Origin of the sequence: Dyadobacter sp. 676 (genome assembly GCF_040448675.1) — a bacterium.
GTDB lineage: Bacteria > Bacteroidota > Bacteroidia > Cytophagales > Spirosomataceae > Dyadobacter.
In genome coordinates this window covers 1,533,001-1,553,539 of sequence record NZ_CP159289.1, presented here as the reverse complement: position 1 = coordinate 1,553,539, position 20,539 = coordinate 1,533,001, and the positions used below count along the sequence as shown (strand labels likewise).

Below are 20,539 nucleotides of genomic sequence, written 5' to 3'. Positions count from 1 at the left end.
TATTTAAACCCTTGCCCGTGCATATTCTCGTTGCCCCCGACAAATTTCGCGGTTCTCTGGAAGCCGCGGAAGTATGCGATGCCGTAAACGATGGCATCAAAAAGGCATATCCGCAAGCCAGAGTAACAGCGATCCCGCTGGCCGACGGCGGCGAGGGGACTGCGAAGATATTGACACAGGTGACCGGTGGCTGGGAAGTGCCGGTGACAGTCATGGACCCGCTTAACCGGCAAACCAAGGCTACTTACGGGATTTCGGGTGACCACGAGGTCGCATTCATTGAAATGGCTGCGGCTTCGGGCCTCAGTCTTTTGAAAGCAGAAGAACGCAATCCGCTTCTTACAAGTACATTCGGGACAGGGCAGCTCATTGTCGATGCATTGGACCGCGGTGTGAAAAAGATCATTCTCGGAATCGGCGGTAGCGCCACTACCGACGGCGGTATAGGAATGGCGGAAGCGCTTGGCTATGCCTTCAAGGACGCAGAGGGGCATACGTTGCTGCCAAACGGCGGGTCGCTCGGAAAAATCGCGTTCATCGACAAGCATAATGCCGACCCACGACTTGGATTGGTGTCAATAGTAGTAGCTTGTGACGTAACGAATCCGTTATATGGCAAAGACGGTGCCGCATTTGTATATGGTCCGCAAAAAGGGGCCGATCCCGAAATGGTGGCAAAGCTCGATCAGGGACTCGAAAATCTCTCGCAGGTGGCCACTCGTGTATTCGGGCGTGACGTGAGCCAAATGCCGGGAGCAGGTGCGGCAGGAGGCCTCGGCGCGGGCTGCCTGTGGTTTTTGAATGCGGAACTGAAAGAGGGTATCAGCATTGTCATGGAACAATGCAACGTCGCCACGCTGGTGGCCAATGCCGATTTGGTCATTACCGGCGAAGGGAAGATAGATGAGCAGACACTGGCAGGCAAGGTAGTGAAAGGACTCGCGGCGCTTTGTAAAGGCCGCCGCGTGCCGTTGGCTGTGGTTTGCGGTACTTTGCAGATCACCCCGGAGCAGGCCAGGGCAGTGGGTATTACTTATGCCACTTCCGTTTTAAATCGCCCGATGGACCTGAACAGCGCGCAAAACGAAGCATTCCAGCTTGTGAGCGACGCAACTTTTCAATTGGTGCGGTTGTTTTTCTTCAACAGGGGCGTAGTTTAGTCCTCAATCACAATCGATGTCTGAATTCAATTATAAAGAAGAACTTGCCAAAATTCCTCTCGACCCCGGCGTGTACCGGTATTTCGACGAAACAGGCGAGGTTATATATGTGGGGAAAGCAAAAAGCCTGCGCAACCGGGTTTCGAGCTACTTTTTGAAATCCAACCAGCACGACCGCAAAACGAAGCGGCTCGTGAGCCAGATCCGCCGGATCGAGTATACCATCGTTTTGAGCGAATGGGATGCATTGCTGCTGGAAAACCAGTTGATCAAGCAGTTGCAGCCCAAGTTCAACATCCTGCTGAAAGACGATAAAACCTACCCGTTCATTTGCATTACCGACGAGCCGTTTCCGCGGGTATTCCCGACGCGGAATATGGACCGTACGAAGGGCACCTATTATGGCCCTTTTGCCAATTTACGCTCGATGCACACGCTACTGGATATGTTCAGGGCATTGTACCAGATCCGCTCGTGCCAGCTGCCACTGACCAAGGCGAATATCGAGGCGGGGAAATTTAAAGTTTGTCTCGAATACCACATCGGGAACTGTAAAGGCCCGTGCGAAGGGCTGCAAGGGGAGGATGAATATAACGCGGAGATCGAGCAGGTACATAATATCCTGAAAGGGAACTTGTCGTCGCCGCAGCAGTATTTCAAAGAAAAAATGCTGGAAGCCGCCGAACAAATGGCTTTTGAAAAAGCCCACTCGTGGAAAACGAAAATCGAGCATTTGTCGAACTTCCAGAGTAAAGCGACGGTGATCAATCCGCGGATCGGGAATATCGATGTTTTAACGATCGTTTCCGACGAAGAAGCCGCTTACCTGAATTTTATGAAAATAAAACAGGGCTACATGGTGGCGACGCAGACGCTGGAAGTGAAGAAAAAGCTCGATGAGAGCGATTTGGAAATACTGGCGATGATGATCGTCGAAATGCGGTCGACTTACGGTACCGAGGCGAAAGAGCTCATTTCAAACCTCAAACCGGACCTCGACATGCGTCTTGAAGTGACCGTGCCGCAGATCGGCGATAAGAAAAAGCTTCTGGATATGTCCATGAAAAATGTGATGTATTTCAGAAGGGAAAAGGCGGAGCGCCGCGAAGTGGAGGCATCGGCTACGTCTTCTAAAAAGGACAGGGTACTGATCCGTCTTAAAGCCGATTTGCAAATCAAGACATTGCCAAGGCACATCGAGTGTTTTGACAACTCTAACATACAGGGGACCAATCCGGTCGCGTCCATGGTTTGTTTCAAAGACGGCAAACCTTCGAAAAAGGATTATCGGCATTTTAACATTAAAACGGTGGTGGGGCCCAACGACTTTGCGTCCATGAACGAAATCGTAACGCGCCGCTACCTCCGCCTGATTGCAGAAGAACAGCCGCTGCCCGACCTGATTGTAATCGATGGCGGCAAAGGCCAGCTCGGTGCGGCTTGCGATGCATTGAAAAGCCTGGGAATTTACGGTCAGGTACCTATTATAGGTATTGCCAAACGATTGGAGGAAATCTACTTTCCCGAAGATCCATTGCCTCTGTACATCGACAAAAGGTCTGAATCGTTGAAGTTGATTCAGCAGATCCGCGACGAGGCGCACCGTTTTGCGATCACTTTCCACCGCGATAAACGCAGCAAGGCAAGCCTGGTGAGCGAGCTGGAAGGGGTAGTAGGAGTAGGGAAAGTAACAGCCACCAAGCTCCTCAAACATTTCGGTTCCGTACGCGCGATCCGTGAGAGTTCACTGGAAACGCTGACAGAGTTGATTGGCCTCGACCGGGCGAAAAAGGTGCGCGCTTATTTCGACGCCATGACGGAGCATTAAAGGCCGATGTTTTTGCCGGCAATATAACCGGTCGTCCAGGCATTCTGGAAGTTGAAGCCGCCGGTTATGCCGTCGACATCGAGGACTTCTCCTGCGAAGAAAAGCCCGGGTACCGAGCGGCTTTCCAGGGTTTCGGGATTCACGTCGGCTAACGCTATACCACCGCAGGTCACAAACTCCTCCTTGAACGTGGTTTTACCCTCCACGTCGTATTGGCTGTTTGTCAATAACTCCGTCATCCGGTTCAGGGCTTTGTGGCTTGCGTCGGTCCAGCGCAAGGTTTCGGGGATTTCCGCTTTTTCCGTAAACGCCTTCCAAAGCCGCGAGGGCAACCCGAACCGTGGGTGCGAAGCAATCTGCTGTTTAGGGGTATTGTTTTTTTCGGCCAGCAAAAATTCCCGGACTTCCTGTTCCTTCATTTCCGGCAGCCAGTTAATACGGCACGTGAAATGGTAATTTTTTCCGGCCAGGTCCCTCGCTCCCCAGGCTGATAGTTTCAATACCGCCGGCCCGCTGAAACCCCAGTGCGTGATCAGCAGCGGGCCGCGCCATTCATGCTTCGTTCCCATGATCTTGACCAACGCGTCTTTCACCGAAACGCCCGCCAGCGGAAGGAGGTAATTGCCGGGTGTATTGAAGGTAAACAAGGAAGGCAGCGGCGAAACGATATTGTGCCGGTGTTCTTCCAGCCATCCGAAACTCTCGGCTCTGGGATATCCTCCCGTTGCAATGAGCAGGCGGTCTGCCGTAACCGGTTCGCTGTTGGTAACCTGTAAATGAAATTTGTCGCCCGTCTTCTCAAAAGAGCCGACATTGATACCCGTCCTGATCTCGATGTTCAGGTTTCGCGCGGTTTTAACGAGGCATTCGATAATAGTATGTGAAGAATCGGAGACCGGAAACATACGTCCGTCCGTCTCAGTCTTCAATCGAACCCCTCTTTTTTCAAACCATTCGATCGTCGCATTGGCATCGAAGTGTACCAGCAGCTTTCGGAGCAGTTTTTCACCCCTCGGGTAATTCTTGATAAAATATCGCAGCTCGTGGGGTTTGTGGGTGACATTGCATCTGCCGCCGCCCGATATCCGCACTTTATTGAGGACTGTCCTGCTCTTTTCAAGAATGGTAATCTGCGCGTCGGGGAACGCCTCTGCGGCTGTGACAGCGGCCATAAATCCCGAGGCGCCTCCGCCTACGATTATGATTCTCATAATACTTCGTTTACCCCACAAAAATGCCATGGAAGTTTTAAAAACTGCAATTTCTTTTTCTATCTTTCAAAAGAGCTTCAAAAATTCTAACTAAAACCATTTATAACTATACATGCAAAAAGTACTTGTGATCGGCTTGGGCAAGGTGGGCTCGCTGGTGGGCACTTTGTTGAGTAAACGTTTCAATGTAACAGGGGTGGACAAGGCCCGACCGGCCGTGGAGCTGCCTTTTGAAGTCGTGGCGGGCGATATTACCGATAATACTTTTCCGGACCGGATCATGGGCGGTTTCGATGCGGTGGTGTCCTGTATGCCCTATAACCTCAATCTACCCATCGCGCTGTACGCCCACAAGGCCGGTATTCATTATTTCGATCTCACCGAGGACGTGCCGACAACTTCCGCGATCCGTGAAATGGCAAAGGAAAGCCGTAGCGTACTCGCGCCCCAGTGCGGCCTCGCCCCGGGATTTATCGGTATCGTAGGCATGGATCTCGCGAAGCGTTTTACGAAAATCCGCGATATCGAACTGCGGGTAGGCGCATTACCGCGTTATCCCAACGGCCAGATGGGCTATTCTTTCACCTGGTCACCCGCCGGCGTGGTGAACGAGTACCTTAACGACGCCGAGGTGATCCATAATGGTGTCCGCAAGATGGTGCCTTCCCTCGAAGGCATCGAGATGATCAATATCGAAGGGCAGGAATTTGAGGCTTTCAGCACTTCCGGCGGCCTGGGCACCATGTGCGAGACGCTCGAAGGAAAGGTAGATACATTGAATTACAAAACTATCCGTTACCCGGGGCATTGCAATCTCATGCGCTTTCTGCTGTACGAATTGTGCCTGAAAGACAAGCGGGCATTGGTGGAGGAAATCCTGACGGAGGCGAAACCGCCTGTGCAACAGGACGTGGTTTATGTATATGCGGTGGTGGAAGGCTGGAAGGGCGACCACCTCGAAAGAGAGGAGTTTTACCGTGCCTACCATCCCATGGAAATCGATGGCCGGCATTGGCGCGCGATTTCCTGGACGACGGCGGCTTCCATCGCATCGGTAGTGGAAATGGTTGCGGACGGTGTTTTACCTGACAGAGGCTTTGTCAAGCAGGAAGACATTTTACTGAACGATTTTTTCAAGACACAAAACGGGCAGTTTTTTAATTGAAGTATCAGGAGAAATTTGATATGGAGGGAATAAGTGATATTCTTCGGAAACTGGGCATTGCCGCGGTGAACCCGGGCGTCAGTACCGGACAGCAGAACCTGGAAGGAAAAGGCGGATTACTGGAATCTTTCTCGCCGGTAGACGGTGCGAAAATTGGTGCCGCGAGCCTCTGTTCCCGGGCAGATTATGACCGTGCCGTGGAAGCCGCCTCGCTGGCATTTAAAACGTGGAGGAGCGTTCCCGCTCCCAAGCGCGGTGAAATTGTGCGGCAAATGGGGATAAAGCTCCGCGAACGTAAGCGGGAACTGGGCACTTTGGTAAGCTACGAAATGGGCAAGAGCTTGCAGGAGGGGTTAGGGGAGGTCCAGGAGATGATCGACATCTGCGACTTTGCAACAGGGCTTTCGCGCCAGCTTTACGGGCTTACCATGCACAGCGAGCGCCCGCAGCACCGGATGTACGAACAATGGCATCCGCTCGGCGTTGTGGGTATTATCACCGCATTCAATTTCCCGGTGGCCGTATGGTCATGGAATGCGATGATCGCCTGGGTGTGCGGAAATGTCTGTGTGTGGAAACCTTCGGAGAAAACGCCACTGACCGCCATTGCCTGCCAGAACATTATTGCAGATGTGCTAAAAGCGAACGATGTGCCGGAAGGCGTGTCGTGCATCGTCATGGGCGGTCGCGACGTGGGCGGGTGGATTGCACAGGACGCGCGCATTCCGCTCGTGTCGGCGACAGGCAGCATTCCGATGGGACGCGCGGTAGGAGAGATGGTAGCCCGCCGGTTGGGTAGAAGTTTGCTGGAACTGGGAGGGAACAATGCCATTATCGTAACGCCCACCGCCGATCTGAAGGTAGCGATTCCGGCGATTGTTTTCGGGGCGGTAGGGACGGCGGGGCAGCGGTGCACATCTACCCGCCGCCTGATTGTGCATGAATCCATTTTTGAAGATGTGAAAAGCCGTTTGGTAAAAGCATATGGCCAGTTAAAAATCGGGAATCCATTACAGGAAGGAGTGCATGTCGGGCCGTTGATCGACCGGGCGGCGGTTGGGCAATATCGAAATGCGGTGGAGCAAATCCGGCAATCGGGGGGGAATATTCGTGGTGGAACCGGCTGTCGTGGAGGGCGGGCAATATGCATCGGGTTGCTACGTTTCGCCTTGTATTGCGGAGGTAGAGAACCACTATGAGATCGTTCAGCACGAAACATTCGCTCCGATCCTGTATATGATCAAATATGACGACCTCGATGAGGCGATTGCTTTGCAAAACGACGTTCCGCAAGGGCTTTCCTCCGCCATTTTTACGACGGATTTACGAAATGCGGAGCAATTTCTTTCTTTTGCCGGCTCTGATTGTGGCATTGCGAACGTTAACATCGGGACGTCCGGCGCGGAGATCGGCGGGGCATTTGGCGGTGAAAAGGAAACGGGCGGCGGACGGGAATCCGGCTCGGATGCCTGGAAGGCTTATATGCGCCGGCAGACCAACACAATCAACTACGGGACGGCCTTGCCGCTTGCTCAGGGAATAAAGTTTGAGATCGAGTAATTAAAATTTCTAACTTTGTACAAAGCCGAAGCACATTATTTTCCATATTAAACATTTCAGAATGAAATATCAGCTTACATCGGAACAGATTTCGTCCAAGGTTGCCGGGGAAACAGTGATCCTGAACCATAGCAAAGGGGCCTATTATGGTCTGGATGAAGTTGGTGTGTTGATCTGGGATACATTGGAAAAGGGGCCGCAGACGATCGAATCGCTCTGCGAGGTGGTTACTAACGAGTATGACGTTGATCCAGAGACCTGTAAAAGCGATATCGACGGGTTATTGAAAGATATGATCTCGGAACGACTGGTTGAAATAATCAAGTAGCATTGGGCAAAATCGGTAAGCTAATCGGGAAATGGCGGAGTTTGTCCGGGCCGGAAAAATGGGTTTTCCTGCGGGCAACATGGGCTTTGCTGTGGATCAAGGCAGGGCTGCTATGCCTTCCTTTTTCGCTATTCCGGAGATGGTACCACCGCCTCAGCAAGCCGGGCCGTTTGCAGGAGCTTTCTTCCCGGGAGGTGAAGCGGGTGGTGTGGGCGGTTGATACCGCGGCCAATCTTCTGCCCTTCGAGCTGTTATGTCTGCCAAGAGCACTCGCCGTCAAATACCTGCTTCGCAACTCGCCTGCACTGACACTCGAAATCGGAATAGAAATCAACCCTGCCAAGCAATTCGAGGCGCATGCCTGGGTGGAACAGAATGGCAATATCATCATAGGACGTTGGCCCGACACTGTTTCCTACAAGCGGATCTGGGTTTGGGAGTGATTTAATTTGAACCTACACACATGTATCATTATACGGCCTTCGGGCTTCATATCCATTCAGATATTTCCCTGCCAGAACTGGTCGAAGGCGATGCGAATGCACAGGCCGACGTTCACATCCGCCGGGATACTTTCGGACTTCCAGATCTGCACCAGACCATGATTTACCGACGGGGAATTCGGGCGCTTTTTGGAGAGGACACACAGGCATTTTACCTCGACTGGGGCGGCATCGCGTCGTTCAAAGCGACCGGCGGCCGCGAGCTGATCGTAGCCCCCGGTACATCAGATGGAAACGTGACCAGTTTATTTACCGTAAGCGAGGCATTGGGCCTTATACTCTTTCAGAGAGGCCACTTTTTACTCCACGCCAGTTCCGTGGCGGTAGGCAACGAGGCGTGGTGCTTCATGGGCACGCCCGGCGCCGGAAAATCGACCACCGCGGCGGCATTTGTAAAAGCCGGTTGCAAGTTGTTAAGTGACGATCTCACAGCCATAACCTTCGACGATAGAGGGCAACCGTTCATCATTCCCGCCTATCCGCAACTGAAAATCTGGGACAAAACTGTGGATGGCCTGCAATACAACCGGGCGGATCTCGAACCTGTGAGTGAGGGTGTAAATAAATTCTCATTCCATCCCAGAAAGCAGTTTGCTACAAAGGCCGTCCCGCTCAGAAAAGTTTTTTTTCTGCACCATGCCAGGAATAAACCTGCGACTCAAAACCTGAATGTGGCTGACGTGCCGGGAGAAATGCTGCGGAACTTCCCATTGCCGGCGCAGCTTCTGAGCCCGGATTACCTTAAAAAGCATTTTTTTCAAAGCCTGCAATGTGCGAAGTCGGCCGAAATTCAGCACAAACGGCGGCCGGACGGCTTTGCCAGTCTTGAAAAATGGGTAGAGGAGAGCATCCGTGAACAATTAATTGCGGAATAGGCATGTACGGGATCGACATATCACGCGAACTGGCATACCTGATCGAAGCCGCTTTGTCGCCGTCAGGTAAGTCTCCTTTTACGGTCGCCGATGTGTCTTTTGACGCTCAGAGGTTCGCGACACTTGCTAAATGGCACCAGGTCCGGCCGCTGGCCTTTGAGTACATGCAGGAAAAACGGCTCGACGTTCCCGACCATGTTTTGTTAATGCTTCGGGACTTTACATTAGGGCAGGCCGTAACGAACATGGCTTTCCTGAGTATATGCGTGCGGCTGTACAACCGGCTGACGGAGAATCATGTGCGCGCATTTCCCATGAAAGGAGCGCTGTGGGCCTGGATGCTCTATGAAAAACCGACTTTGCGGGAGTTCGGTGACATCGATTATTTTCTTGGGAAAAATGATGTTTACAAAAGTCTGGATATCCTGTTAACGGAAGGTTTTGCGGCCGACAGTTATCGTCACTATTTGTTAAGCCAAAAGGCCATAGCGAGTGATTACCTCGATACGGATTATCAGCTTCCGCTTACCCCCTTGCAGGAAAACACGTTGCAGTCGCTTGAAATACAATGGAACTGCACGTACCCCCGGTATTGCTACAATTTTACATTCGACGAACTCGCGGGAGATCCGATCGGGTTTGACATGATGGGCAGGCAAATCCTGGTTCCAAAGATGGAAAACCAGCTAATTATGATGGTCATCCACCACGGAGGTGTGGAGCAATGGGATAAGCTGAAATACATGGCGGATTTTGTGAGACTGCTCGACAAGTCGGCCGACCAGCTGGACTGGGGTTACATTAACCGCGTAAGCTCCGCCAAAGGTTTCAATAAATTGCTTTTGCAATCGCTTGGCGTAGCGGGCTGTCTTACCGGGCGCGATTACCTTCGCCATGCAACTGTTTCGGCTGACTATCCGTCCCCAGGTTTCCTGAGAGACATGCTCATGCATTGGGAGGACGAACGGCCTTCGTTAAAGACCAAGACCTGGCGTATTTTTTTCTATAATATAAAATACCGCGACAAATGGTCGGACAAGCTTTCCATTATCGCGGCACATATCGGATATCTGACCCGTTGGAGGTTATTGTGGCATAAAATGGTTTGGTACCGGAAAAAGCCGTTAAACGAGGCTGACCGTAATCGTGCCATCAATGCTATGTCCGGGCGCGAGAATGTTTAAGCCCTCGCCGGTATTAAATGCGTCAACGTTGGCCGTTAGCGGTTCAATCGCCACGCAATCGCGGGCGGGCGGGGTGTAAACCACCAGATAGTTGAATTTCCCTTCCCCGGTTTCCTGCCGGATACGCAGAGTAACATCCTGGTTTTTCGAAATCAACTCTGTAACCGCTTCCGGCACAGAGGCGTCGAGGATAAAGCAGTTGTCAAATTCCTTCCGGTGCAGCAATGCCGGCATGGCCATATCAAAGGGCTCTGTTCCGACCGGGATCAGATTTTCGTTGAATGTTACCAGACGTTTTGAGGGAATATCGATTTTCCAGGCTTCAACATCCTCGTTACCGAGAACCCAGTAAGGATGCCAGCCAAACATGACAGGGCAAGGTGCCTGCCCGTTATTCCTGGCTTCGTATTTCAGTTCGAAACGCCCGTCTGCGTGCAAAGTATAACGAACGGTAAAATGCACCTGAAAGGGGTAGCCATCCGCATTATCGATGGTATAAGACAGCTGAATGGACGCATTATCCGATCGAATAACCTGTTCGTCAAGCCGAAAGTGGTTTTTTCGTACCAGCCCGTGAATGGCGTTCATGCCGCCGTCTTCATTCTTTTTTAATTGATATTCTTTTCCCAGGAATTTGTACTTGCCCTCGGGAATGCGGCTTGCGAAGGGAAACAGCAGTTCACTGGCACTTTTTGTATCCGCAATGAGTGCATTGGGGGTAGGAGGGGTTTTCAAAAGCGAAAACAGCGTCAGGCCTTTCCGTAATGACAATTGACGGACAATGCCACCCAGCTCGGGGATTATTACAACGCGGTTTTCAGTAGTGGTTTCGTGTATAACATACTCGGCGAGGTCGCCGAACTGTTGCTTGAAAATTTCAAAGGACATTTGCTTTGAAGGTTAGGGTCAAAAGATTTAGTAGCTGTTGTAAAAATAATAGCCGGACAGGTTGAATTGTCCGGCTATCGTTTTTTTATTCATGGAAAGAATTGCCTATTCGTTGTCGGCACTCTTTCCGGCTTCTGCCATTTCTTCTTCTTTACGGTCTTGTTCGAGTGTCTGTTTCACCACTTCTTCATGGATGGCAGCTTCCTCGTTGGACCGGCGGTTGATATAGGCCTGATAGCTCGTTTCCTTCTCGAAAGGACGTTTGCCGATCAGTTTTTCCAGGTCGGCCTGGAACAGGATTTCTTTTTCCAGCAATTCCTTCGCCAGCACTTCCAATGCGTCACGCTTTTCGATCAGCAGGTTTTTGACGAATTGATACGCCTGATCAACCAGTTTTCTCACTTCTTCGTCAATCGCCTGTGACGTCGACTCGGAGTAAGGCTTGGTGAATGCGTAATCGGTTTGTTTCGAATCGTAGAATGAAATGTTACCGATGCGTTCGTTCATACCGTACATGGTAACCATGCTGTACGCCACTTTCGTTACGCGTTCAAGGTCGCTCAATGCGCCGGTAGAAATCTTGCCGAATACTACATCTTCCGCAGCGCGGCCGCCCAATGTCATACACATTTCATCGAACAGCTGCTCGGTACGGTACAGGTACTGCTCACGCGGGAGATATTGCGCATAACCCAATGCCGCTACACCACGTGGCACGATCGACACCTTCACCAATGGGTCGGCATGTTCGAGGAACCATCCTGCCACCGCGTGACCTGCTTCGTGGTATGCTACAATCTGCTTTTCTTCCGGTGAAATGAGTTTGTTTTTCTTCTCCAAACCACCGATTACACGGTCCATGGCGTCCTGAAAGTCTTGCATAGTAACCTCTTCGCGGTTGCGACGGGCGGCGATCAACGCAGCTTCGTTACAAACGTTCGCGATTTCAGCACCGGCAAAGCCCGGAGTCTGGGACGAAAGTTTCTGAATATTGACATCGGTAGCCAGTTTCAATGGCTTCAAATGCACTTTAAAAATCGCCTCGCGACCGATTACGTCCGGCTTATCAACGGAAATCTGACGGTCGAAACGTCCCGGACGGAGCAATGCGGGGTCAAGGACGTCGGGGCGGTTGGTAGCTGCCACGATGATAATACCGGAGTCGGTTGCGAAACCGTCCATTTCCACAAGCAGGGAGTTCAACGTATTTTCACGTTCGTCGTTGGAACCCGGCATCGCGCCACGGCCACGCGAACGGCCTACGGCGTCGATTTCGTCAATAAAGATAATACAAGGCGCTTTTTCCTTTGCTTGCTTGAAGAGGTCGCGTACACGCGCGGCACCTACACCCACGAACATTTCTACGAAATCGGAACCTGAAAGGGAGAAAAATGGTACGCCTGCTTCGCCGGCCACCGCCTTCGCGAGCAAAGTTTTACCTGTTCCCGGAGGGCCTACGAGCAATGCGCCCTTGGGAATCTTGGCGCCCAGTTTCTTGAATTTGTCAGGACTTTGCAGGTATTCTACAATTTCCTTGATCTCTTCTTTTGCTTCATCGAGGCCGGCCACATCGTTAAACGTGATTTTAACTTTGTTTTCCGCATCGAAAAGCGTCGCGCGGGAGCGGCCGATGTTGAATATCTGGCCACCCGGACCTACACCACCCGACATTCTGCCGAGGATGAAGTACATTACCAGGATCATTACAATGAAAAAGCCCCAGGTCCCGAGGAAGCTGGTCCAGTCGTTGCGGGTATCTACTACAAAAGGCACCTTGTCGTCGTCGGGAACACCTTCCTGCATTTTATCGAAATCCTTTTTAAAGGTCTCCGCGGAGGTTACCTGGAATTGGTAATGGGAAGCGTTTTCCCCACCGAAATAGTTATTTTCCTTTGCAACAACCCTGTATTTATCGAGTTTAAGCGCCTCGGGTTTCAGTGTAACCTCAACGGATTTGTCGTTTACAATGGTTACACGCTCCACTTCCTTGTCGGCCATCATTTTCTCGAAACGTTTCTGAGTGGTTTCGCGGATTGTCGATGTGCGGTTAAGGTAAGTGATTCCGAGTATAGTAGCGATCAGAGCGGCTATAATCCAACCTTGATATCCCTTCTGAGGACTTTTAGGGTTGAGTGGCCCCCTTTTGTTATCGTTTTCAGACATTCGTTCGTTTTAATTAAGAGGAAATATATTAAACAACAATCCCGGCGGGGCTAATGTTCGCCCGGCGGGCCTTTATACCATGGAATCTTCCAGGTATGTCACCTCTGCATCTCCCCAAAGTTCTTCCAGATCGTAATGTTTGCGGCGTTCTTTGTTGAAAATATGTGCGACAACGTCCACATAATCAATCAAAATCCATTCCCCATTCGCCTTTCCTTCTTTTTGCCAGGGCTCTGTTTTGGATATTTTGTAAACTTCTTCCTCGACCGAGTTGGCCAAAGCATCTATTTGCGTATCGGAATTACCCGAGCAGATGACGAAAAAATCGGTTATTGAGTTTTTTACTTTTCTGAGGTCTAATATGGCAATGTCCAAACCCTTCTTTTCTGTCATGCCCTTCACAACCAGTTCGGTGAGATCTTTTGAGGATAGTTCTTTATTTTTGCGTTCTTTCATGCGTGATTGTTTCCTTTTCTAAAACCCTAAAGTAAAACAAAAAAATTGTACAACTCTACACAGGACACGCTAATAATTGGTAAAAAAGTTATATACCTGCCAACTTGTCATTCCACCAACGACATAGCGGCTGAAATAGTACACGCGGGTTTGTTTGAGGAAGGTACCGTTGTCATAACCGACAATCAGGTGAAGGGACGAGGCCAGCGCGGGACGGTCTGGAATGCGAATGCGGGCGAGAATCTCACGTTTTCAGTTATCCTCAAACCTGCGTTTTTAGCCATTCAGGACCAGTTTCTGATCAGTCAGGTTACCGCGCTTGCTATACGGGGGTACCTCGGGAGCTACGTGCCGGCGACGAAGGTAAAGTGGCCGAACGATATTTATATGAATAACCGCAAATCGTGCGGGGTTTTGATCGAAAATTCGCTTCAGGGTACCAAATACGCTACCTCGATCGTCGGTATCGGGGTAAATATCAACCAGTCCCGGTTCGAGAATAATTATGCCACTTCGCTTTTCGGGGAGACGGGACTGACATTTAATCTAGCCGAAGAATTCCACAAGCTGCTGAAATTTCTGGATGCTTATTACGTCAGGCTGCGAACGGGGACTCATAACGATGCGATCCGTGGCGAATACCTGAGCCATTTGTATGGTTATCAGCAAGATGTGAAATTTCTATACAAAGGGAATGTAACAAACGGCTCGGTGACAAATGTAACGCACCTTGGGAAGCTGCGGGTTAAATTAGCCACCGAGCCGGAAGAACTGGAATTCGGTTTGAAAGAAATCGAATGGGTCAGGGAATGATCAGCCCCATTTTCCTATCACAGCCATTACAAGGGCACAGATGCCCAGGCCGAGCGACTCCCGTGCGAGTTCGATGTTGAGGCTCCGCATTGCTGTTTCCCCAAAGAAAATACCTTCGAATTCGCGTGGCCACTGGAAAACCGCGCCGATCAGATAGCCTGCCGCAAGTACATAAAATACCCAGGAAGGCCAAAGCCCGCGGATGCTCATGAAGCAGCCGAGCGCGGCGAAGCTGTAAATCGCGATCCAAACGCCCGAGTCGGGATCGTTGAGCTGGAAGTAGGCGAAAATGACGAAGAGTATCCCGAAAAATATCTTTAACAGTCTCATGACAAAGTGGGTTAAGAATACGATTATTTAAGAATATGTTAAAAAGCTGTTACCGCTCGGTTATTAACTGTCGGTGATACCATTTTAACAAATCTTTCACCGACAAAATTGCGCCAGCGCATTCGCTGCGTCGTTGTATCCCAGGTTCAGGGCCTGTTTCAGGTTCGCGCAGCCCAGGTCTTTTTCACCGTCGTTATACTGTGCCAGGCCGAGTCCGTAAAATGCTTTGCCGTATTGCGCGTCCAGTTTCACCGTCTGGCGGAATGCCAATGTGGCTTTTTTGAAGTCCTGCGTCCGGTAATAGGTGTTTCCGAGGTTGTACCAGGCCTGCTTGTTATTCGCATCTAGCTGCGTGGCTTTTTCGAAGTCTTTGATGGCATCCGGCGTTTTGTCCATTAACACCAGCAATTGGCCGCGGTTCAAGAACACATCGGCGGTGTCGGGAGCCAGTTCGGCCGATTTATTATAGTCTGCAAATGCGGAATCCAGCTTGTTTTCATCCGTATACAGCAGCGCGCGGTTGAAATAGGGACGGTAGGAAGCGGGTTGCAGTTTAATAGCCTGACCAAAGTCGAGCAATGCGTTGGGATATTCTTTCAACTCGTAGTAAGCCACGCCGCGGAGGTTGAATGCGTCGGCATTGGCGGTATTTTTTTCGATCGCCTTGTTAATGAATTCGATGGCTTCGCGCGTCTTGCCTTGCTGCATGAGCTCTTTGCCTTTTTGGAGGAACGCGTCGGAAGATTGGGAGCAGGAATAGAGGGTAATCAGAAAAATAAAAAAAAATAATCGGGGCATACTGGTTCATTTCTAGTTGTTTCGCACAAAAGTAAGCGGAAAGGTCCAAGGAATGTTTTCTTTTTGTTAATAAAATGTCGTTATCTTTGCAGCGGCAAATCGGAACTACCAGCTCCTTCCGAATCCCCCAGGTCCTGACGGAAGCAAGGGTAGGTGGTCGATGCGGTGAGATTCTCGGTTTGCCTTTTTTTATTTCTTTCTTCCCCGGTTTTCCCGCTTTCTTTCTTTTTGCTTTTGTTCAGGGTTTTCTACTTTTGTGGAATATTCTAACCAATAAATTTTCAATATGAAATTTTTCATTGATACTGCGAACCTGAACGAAATTCGGGAAGCGCAGGCACTTGGTGTTTTGGACGGTGTAACCACCAACCCATCCCTGATGGCGAAAGAAGGAATTACAGGTAAGGATAATATAATGCGTCACTACAAGGCTATCTGCGATATCGTGGACGGTGATGTAAGCGCAGAAGTAATCTCGGTCGATTTCGAAGGAATGGTCCGCGAGGGCGAAGAGCTGGTCGAGATCGACGAGAAAATCGTGGTGAAAATCCCGATGATCAAAGAAGGTATCAAGGCATTGAAATATTTTTCAGGAAAAGGCATCCGTACCAACTGTACGCTGATCTTCTCTCCCGGACAGGCGCTCGTGGCTGCGAAGGCCGGTGCTACTTACGTTTCCCCGTTCGTTGGTCGCCTTGACGATATCTCAACCGACGGTATCGGTCTCATCGAGCAAATCCTGACGATTTACAGAAACTACGGTTTCGATACGCAGGTGCTTGCAGCATCGGTTCGCCACCCGATGCACATCATCCAGTGCGCGGAAGTGGGTGCCGACGTAATGACCGGCCCGTTGAGCGCGATCGAAGCATTGCTGAAACACCCGTTGACCGATATCGGTCTGGAGAAATTCCTTTCTGACTACAAAAAAGGAAATGCTTAATCGCATCGGTGACCTGAAAATTCTTACGGTGCGCTGCACCTGACGAACATGTTAACAATGCTTTTTTCTACAATTATTCCGGTGCGCTGCACCGGCGACGATTTTGAAGGTGCAGCGCACCGGAATAATTGTAGAAAATGAAATGCAATTAAATTAAGGTGCAGCGCACCGCAAGATATATTCAACGTCTGCGTGTCGGCAGTCCAGGCACAACATAGCAATCCTGCACTGACATTATCGCGCTCAACCCCAATCAATTACATTTAACACATTATGACCACCGATTCGACGGAGCCAATAATCAGACTGGAAAGGGCGGATATTTATCAGGGAGAAAGGCCTGTTTTGAACGACGTTCATTTTGAGATCAACAAGGGCGAATTTGTTTACCTTATCGGACGTACCGGCAGCGGTAAGAGCTCGCTTTTGAAAACACTATACGCCGATTTATGGCTGCATACCGGTTCCGCCAAAGTGGCCGGCTACGAGCTGCACAATATAAAAAGAGCCGATATTCCGTTTCTGCGTCGCAGAATAGGCATTGTTTTCCAGGATTTTCAATTGCTTTCCGACCGGTCCGTGGAAGACAACCTCTCGTTCGTGCTGCGCGCGACGGGCTGGGAAAACCAGGGGAAAATCTCCAAACGCATTGCAGAGGTACTCATGCAGGTGGGCCTCGGAACCGCCCAGAAAAGAATGCCGCACCAGCTTTCAGGCGGCGAGCAGCAACGGGTAGTAATCGCCCGCGCCATGCTGAACGAGCCGCAAATCCTGATCGCCGATGAGCCGACCGGTAACCTCGACCCAGAAGTAGGCGACCAGATCATGCAGGTTTTCCGCACGATCAATAATGCCGGAACGGCGATACTAATGGCAACACACAACCACGATTTCCTCAAACGCTTCCCCGCCCGCGTGATCAAATGCGAGAATGGCGGCGTGACAGTGAGCGAATAAAGATATCAATCCAAACAAAAAAGGGCGCCTGGTCAACTCAGGCGCCCTTTTTTGCATATTAAAAACTTCCTATTTCGCCTTCATATCGATCACCGGGATGATCATCTCTTCGAGCGATACGCCCCCGTGCTGGAAAGTATCGCGGTAGAGGTTCACGTACTGGTTGTAGTTGTTCGGGTAGGCGAAGAAGTAGTCCTCTTTCGTGAACACGTACGACGTCGAAACGTGGGGTTTCGGCAGGAAAATACGCTCCGGTTTGCGGCATACCATCAAATGGTTGTCGTCGAAGCCGAGGTTTTTGCCATGTTTGTAACGGAGGTTCGTATTCGTTTCGCGGTAACCGATGATTTTCACCGGTTTTTGCACACGGATCATGCCGTGGTCGGTGGTAAGGATGAGGCGGCCTTTTTTCTCGGCTACCTTACGGATGAAATCGAGCAGCGGCGAATGCTGGAACCATGAGCGTGTAATGGAACGGTAAGCCGCTTCGTCAGGGGCCAGTTCCTTGATCATTTGCACGTCCGTACGCGCATGGGAAAGCATATCCACAAAGTTGTAGACAATCACATTCAGCTGGTTGGTAAGCAGGTTGTTGAATGTGTCGACCAATGCCTTACCCTGGTTGGTATTCAGGATTTTGGAATATGAAAATTTGATATTCAAATGGTTCATTTCCAGTTGCTTCTGCAAGAAATCCTGCTCGTGGTTATTCAGGCCTTCTTCACCTTCCGGCGTATTTTCATCGCTTACCCACCATTGCGGGTGCTTGCGTTCCATTTCGCTCGGCATGAGGCCGGAGAAGATCGCATTACGGGCATAGCCGGTGGTGGTTGGCAAAATAGAATAGTAAGAAGATTCTTCTTCGATATTGAAAAACTCCTGCAAAATCGGCTGGATCATTTTCCACTGGTCGTAGCGGAAATTGTCGATCAGCAGGAAGAAAATCGGCTCGCTCGATCCTTTCAAATGCGGGAATACCTTCTGCTTCATTAGTTGGTGTGACAGAATCGGCTTGTCGGAGCGTGGATCGTTGAGCCAGTTTTCATATTCGTCCTCGATGAATTTACAGAAATTGGCATTGGCCTCGCTTTTTTGCATGCTGAATACCTCGGCCATTCCCTGGTCGTCGGAGCTTTCGAGTTCGAGCTCCCAGTAAATGAGTTTTTTATAAATATCCGCCCATTCCTCGTGACCGATGCGGTCCTGGTATTGCATGGCCAGGTTGCGGAATTCCTGCTGATAACTGAGGGTCGTTTTTTCGGTAACCAGACGTTTGTTGTCCAGTATCTTTTTTACCGAAAGCAATATCTGGTTGGGATTGAGTGGTTTAATGAGGTAATCATCTATTTTGGAACCGATGGCATCCTCCATAATGTGTTCCTCCTCGCTCTTGGTGATCATCACCACGGGCAGGTTTGGCTGCTGTTGCTTGATCTGTGCGAGCGTTTCGAGGCCGGTCATACCAGGCATCATTTCGTCGAGGAAAACGATGTCAAACCGGTCATTTTCAATGCGGTCCAGCGCGTCGGCCCCGCTATTGACGGGCGTAACGTTGTAACCTTTATTGGTAAGGAACATGATATGCGGTTTGAGAAGATCTATTTCATCATCGGCCCAAAGGATGTTATATTGCATAGGACTCTTTTTTCAAGTGGTAATTAGTTTAAAACAATAAAAGGCTAACGCGTCGGAAGAAGCAAGTCGTATACGCAAAACGGTTTTAACGTTTTTTAAGAAATATACGGCTTATCGTTATACGTTAACCTTCGTTGTAAAAAATGTATTCCACAAATGCCTGTCAGGGTAAAAATTTTCTGGTAACCCGGTCGAGATCGTCGGGCGTGTCTACGCCATGCGAATCGTCGGAAGTAATGACGGCGCGGATCGCGTAGCCGTTTTCCAGCCAGCGCAGTTGCTCCAATGCTTCCGCTTTTTCGAGTGACGAAACAGGCAATTTCGTGATTTCCGCCAGAACATCGGCCCTGTAAGCATAAATGCCGATGTGTTTGTAGAAAACATGCGATTTGAGAAATTCCTCCTGGCTTTGCGCATTGCGCAGGTAAGGGATGGTCTGACGGCTGAAATACATGACTTCGCCGCGCTTGTTCAAAACAGCTTTCGGCACATTCACATTGAAGAGAATTTCGTCATTATCGATGACTTTGACCAATGTCGCCAGCTCGGTTTCCCCGTTGAGTACGGAAGCCAGGTGATCGATCGGCTCCGGGCTGATGAATGGCTCGTCGCCCTGGATGTTGATCACGTAGTCATACCGGCCCTCTGTTTTGGTGAGCGCCTCGAAGCAGCGGTCGGTACCGCTCTGGTGGTCCGGGGAGGTCATGACGGCTTTTCCGCCAAACTCCCGGACGTGGTACAATATTCTTTCATCGTCGGTTGCTACGATAACCTGATCGAGTTGCGTAGCTTTGGATGCTTGTTCGTAAACCCGTCGGATCATGCTTTTTCCGCCGATGTCCACCAATGCCTTGGCGGGGAAGCGGGTAGAAGCGTAGCGGGCCGGTATTATTCCTAAAATGCGCACGAGGTCGTTGTCAGTTAAATTTGGCTCAAAATAAAGGTAAAAAATTGCAAAATCTGTTTTCGTTCCGGTTTTCGGAAAACATATGGCGGGTCATGCCCGATGCCGATCCCGAAAGTTCGCTGTGGGTCATCGAATTGCGCGATGCAGATCGTCGGGAAGTGTCTTTTGCGGTCGTCGATCCGGAAAATCTGGCATTGAAATGGCACAGAACGATAGAAGGTACCGACTGGTGGACTTCACTGACGGCCTTCTCCCATAACCGCATTTTTCTGCATAATTACCGCTACCCTGAGGTGCCTGAGCCGACGGATTTGCTGGCCGTGAACGGTGAAACGGGATTTTTGTCGTGGATTATGCCCAATTACGTACTGGTAAGCAGCGGTGTTGGGGAGCTGCTTGAAGTTGCCACCAAACAGGGCGATTCGTTTAAACACATGTTTTGCAACGCAGCCACCGGAGCGCTGCTGGCTTTGAATGAAGGACTTCCCGAAACGACCACGGAGGTAATTTTAAAGGAACCCGTTCGTTACATCGAAGGGAATATGTTTTTCGAACGGCTCGCGCAATTTATTACCGGCGCAACCGGCGGGCACATCCCGGTAGCCATTGATTATTTGGAGAAAAGACCCTATATAATCTTTTCTTATTATATTTACGAGCAGGATAAAACAGTGCAATACCTCCTCATAGTAACCGATCAGAAGCAACAGGTTTTACACGAGAAACTGTCGGAAGGGCGGGAAGGAACGGGCCGCTCGACGATGATGCTGAAAGCGTCCACACTGGTTTATCTGAAAAATAGCAACGAGTTTTCGAGTTTAACGCTTTCATAATA

General features: G+C 50.3%; 19 protein-coding genes and 1 pseudogene. 12 read left to right on the top strand and 8 right to left on the bottom strand.

Annotated features, from left to right (window positions below; all coding sequences use genetic code 11):
- The first annotated feature begins 17 nt into the window (after positions 1-17).
- Both ABV298_RS07150 and uvrC read left to right on the top strand, forming a co-directional pair.
- The gene (locus tag ABV298_RS07150; protein ID WP_353721463.1) at positions 18-1,160 is read left to right on the top strand and encodes a glycerate kinase; all 1,143 of its coding nucleotides are present in this window, start codon (positions 18-20) and stop codon (positions 1,158-1,160) included.
- 16 nt (positions 1,161-1,176) lie between these two features.
- Entirely contained in the window at positions 1,177-2,988 is a 1,812-nt protein-coding gene (uvrC, locus tag ABV298_RS07145; RefSeq protein WP_353721462.1) for an excinuclease ABC subunit UvrC, read from the top strand.
- On the opposite strand, the gene ABV298_RS07140 is transcribed toward uvrC, so the two are convergent.
- Entirely contained in the window at positions 2,985-4,199 is a 1,215-nt protein-coding gene (locus ABV298_RS07140; protein ID WP_353721461.1) for an NAD(P)/FAD-dependent oxidoreductase, read from the bottom strand. The two genes, uvrC and ABV298_RS07140, sit on opposite strands and share 4 nt — an antisense overlap.
- Positions 4,200-4,311: 112 nt before the next feature.
- On the opposite strand from ABV298_RS07140, the gene ABV298_RS07135 reads away from it, so the two are divergent.
- The 6 genes and pseudogenes from ABV298_RS07135 (at position 4,312) to ABV298_RS07110 (ending at position 9,814) form a co-directional block, all read left to right on the top strand.
- Complete coding sequence (locus ABV298_RS07135) at positions 4,312-5,364, top strand: saccharopine dehydrogenase C-terminal domain-containing protein (RefSeq protein ID WP_353721460.1); 1,053 nt, start codon at positions 4,312-4,314, stop codon at positions 5,362-5,364.
- A 20-nt stretch (positions 5,365-5,384) separates the two neighbouring features.
- Positions 5,385-6,924: pseudogene (locus ABV298_RS07130) on the top strand (aldehyde dehydrogenase family protein).
- Positions 6,925-6,985: 61 nt separating this feature from the next.
- Complete coding sequence (locus ABV298_RS07125; RefSeq protein WP_353721459.1) at positions 6,986-7,252, top strand: PqqD family protein; 267 nt, start codon at positions 6,986-6,988, stop codon at positions 7,250-7,252.
- A gap of 2 nt (positions 7,253-7,254) precedes the next feature.
- Positions 7,255-7,695, top strand: a complete 441-nt coding sequence (locus ABV298_RS07120) for a lasso peptide biosynthesis B2 protein (protein WP_353721458.1) — start codon at positions 7,255-7,257, stop codon at positions 7,693-7,695.
- 20 nt (positions 7,696-7,715) lie between these two features.
- A complete protein-coding gene (locus ABV298_RS07115; RefSeq protein WP_353721457.1) occupies positions 7,716-8,630 on the top strand; it encodes a serine kinase in 915 nt (304 codons plus the stop codon).
- A gap of 2 nt (positions 8,631-8,632) precedes the next feature.
- Positions 8,633-9,814: a nucleotidyltransferase family protein gene (locus ABV298_RS07110; protein WP_353721456.1), complete on the top strand. Its 1,182-nt coding sequence runs from the start codon at positions 8,633-8,635 to the stop codon at positions 9,812-9,814.
- Here the strand turns inward: ABV298_RS07110 and ABV298_RS07105 are convergent.
- From ABV298_RS07105 to rsfS, 3 genes are all read right to left on the bottom strand, one after another.
- Entirely contained in the window at positions 9,755-10,702 is a 948-nt protein-coding gene (locus ABV298_RS07105) for an aldose 1-epimerase (protein ID WP_353721455.1), read from the bottom strand. The genes ABV298_RS07110 and ABV298_RS07105 overlap by 60 nt on opposite strands.
- A 105-nt stretch (positions 10,703-10,807) precedes the next feature.
- The gene (gene ftsH, locus ABV298_RS07100) at positions 10,808-12,865 is read right to left on the bottom strand and encodes an ATP-dependent zinc metalloprotease FtsH (RefSeq protein WP_353721454.1); all 2,058 of its coding nucleotides are present in this window, start codon (positions 12,863-12,865) and stop codon (positions 10,808-10,810) included.
- A gap of 72 nt (positions 12,866-12,937) precedes the next feature.
- The gene (rsfS, locus tag ABV298_RS07095) at positions 12,938-13,321 is read right to left on the bottom strand and encodes a ribosome silencing factor (protein WP_015814482.1); all 384 of its coding nucleotides are present in this window, start codon (positions 13,319-13,321) and stop codon (positions 12,938-12,940) included.
- Between the two features lie 45 nt (positions 13,322-13,366).
- On the opposite strand from rsfS, the gene ABV298_RS07090 reads away from it, so the two are divergent.
- Positions 13,367-14,134 carry a biotin--[acetyl-CoA-carboxylase] ligase gene (locus ABV298_RS07090; protein ID WP_353721453.1) on the top strand — a complete coding sequence of 256 codons (768 nt, stop codon included), beginning with the start codon at positions 13,367-13,369 and terminating at the stop codon, positions 14,132-14,134.
- On the opposite strand, the gene ABV298_RS07085 is transcribed toward ABV298_RS07090, so the two are convergent.
- Positions 14,135-14,464, bottom strand: a complete 330-nt coding sequence (locus ABV298_RS07085; RefSeq protein WP_353721452.1) for a transmembrane 220 family protein — start codon at positions 14,462-14,464, stop codon at positions 14,135-14,137.
- A gap of 96 nt (positions 14,465-14,560) precedes the next feature.
- Entirely contained in the window at positions 14,561-15,262 is a 702-nt protein-coding gene (locus tag ABV298_RS07080) for a tetratricopeptide repeat protein (protein ID WP_353721451.1), read from the bottom strand.
- A gap of 286 nt (positions 15,263-15,548) precedes the next feature.
- Here ABV298_RS07080 and fsa point away from each other — a divergent pair, with 286 nt between their 5' ends.
- On the top strand, positions 15,549-16,205 hold the full coding sequence (fsa, locus tag ABV298_RS07075) for a fructose-6-phosphate aldolase (RefSeq protein ID WP_353721450.1): 657 nt from the start codon (positions 15,549-15,551) through the stop codon (positions 16,203-16,205).
- 273 nt (positions 16,206-16,478) lie between these two features.
- Positions 16,479-17,162 carry an ATP-binding cassette domain-containing protein gene (locus ABV298_RS07070; protein ID WP_353721449.1) on the top strand — a complete coding sequence of 228 codons (684 nt, stop codon included), beginning with the start codon at positions 16,479-16,481 and terminating at the stop codon, positions 17,160-17,162.
- 69 nt (positions 17,163-17,231) lie between these two features.
- Here the strand turns inward: ABV298_RS07070 and ABV298_RS07065 are convergent, their stop codons facing one another.
- Both ABV298_RS07065 and kdsB read right to left on the bottom strand, forming a co-directional pair.
- Positions 17,232-18,797, bottom strand: coding sequence for a bifunctional response regulator/alkaline phosphatase family protein (locus tag ABV298_RS07065; RefSeq protein WP_353721448.1), 1,566 nt, complete (start codon positions 18,795-18,797; stop codon positions 17,232-17,234).
- Between the two features lie 163 nt (positions 18,798-18,960).
- Positions 18,961-19,704: a 3-deoxy-manno-octulosonate cytidylyltransferase gene (gene kdsB, locus ABV298_RS07060; protein ID WP_353721447.1), complete on the bottom strand. Its 744-nt coding sequence runs from the start codon at positions 19,702-19,704 to the stop codon at positions 18,961-18,963.
- Between the two features lie 44 nt (positions 19,705-19,748).
- Between kdsB and ABV298_RS07055 the strand changes: the two genes are divergently transcribed.
- Positions 19,749-20,537, top strand: coding sequence for a DUF4905 domain-containing protein (locus ABV298_RS07055; RefSeq protein ID WP_353721446.1), 789 nt, complete (start codon positions 19,749-19,751; stop codon positions 20,535-20,537).
- Positions 20,538-20,539: the final 2 nt, after the last annotated feature.

Bases quoted from the DNA above. Each gene is read 5' to 3' on its own strand.
- uvrC (WP_353721462.1), top strand. From the start codon at position 1,177: ATGTCTGAATTCAATTATAAAGAAGAACTTGCCAAAATTCCTCTCGAC.
- ABV298_RS07140 (WP_353721461.1), bottom strand. From the start codon at position 4,199: ATGAGAATCATAATCGTAGGCGGAGGCGCCTCGGGATTTATGGCCGCT.
- ABV298_RS07135 (WP_353721460.1), top strand. From the start codon at position 4,312: ATGCAAAAAGTACTTGTGATCGGCTTGGGCAAGGTGGGCTCGCTGGTG.
- ABV298_RS07125 (WP_353721459.1), top strand. From the start codon at position 6,986: ATGAAATATCAGCTTACATCGGAACAGATTTCGTCCAAGGTTGCCGGG.
- ABV298_RS07115 (WP_353721457.1), top strand. From the start codon at position 7,716: ATGTATCATTATACGGCCTTCGGGCTTCATATCCATTCAGATATTTCC.
- ABV298_RS07110 (WP_353721456.1), top strand. From the start codon at position 8,633: ATGTACGGGATCGACATATCACGCGAACTGGCATACCTGATCGAAGCC.
- ABV298_RS07105 (WP_353721455.1), bottom strand. From the start codon at position 10,702: ATGTCCTTTGAAATTTTCAAGCAACAGTTCGGCGACCTCGCCGAGTAT.
- ftsH (WP_353721454.1), bottom strand. From the start codon at position 12,865: ATGTCTGAAAACGATAACAAAAGGGGGCCACTCAACCCTAAAAGTCCT.
- rsfS (WP_015814482.1), bottom strand. From the start codon at position 13,321: ATGAAAGAACGCAAAAATAAAGAACTATCCTCAAAAGATCTCACCGAA.
- ABV298_RS07085 (WP_353721452.1), bottom strand. From the start codon at position 14,464: ATGAGACTGTTAAAGATATTTTTCGGGATACTCTTCGTCATTTTCGCC.
- ABV298_RS07080 (WP_353721451.1), bottom strand. From the start codon at position 15,262: ATGCCCCGATTATTTTTTTTTATTTTTCTGATTACCCTCTATTCCTGC.
- fsa (WP_353721450.1), top strand. From the start codon at position 15,549: ATGAAATTTTTCATTGATACTGCGAACCTGAACGAAATTCGGGAAGCG.
- ABV298_RS07070 (WP_353721449.1), top strand. From the start codon at position 16,479: ATGACCACCGATTCGACGGAGCCAATAATCAGACTGGAAAGGGCGGAT.
- ABV298_RS07065 (WP_353721448.1), bottom strand. From the start codon at position 18,797: ATGCAATATAACATCCTTTGGGCCGATGATGAAATAGATCTTCTCAAA.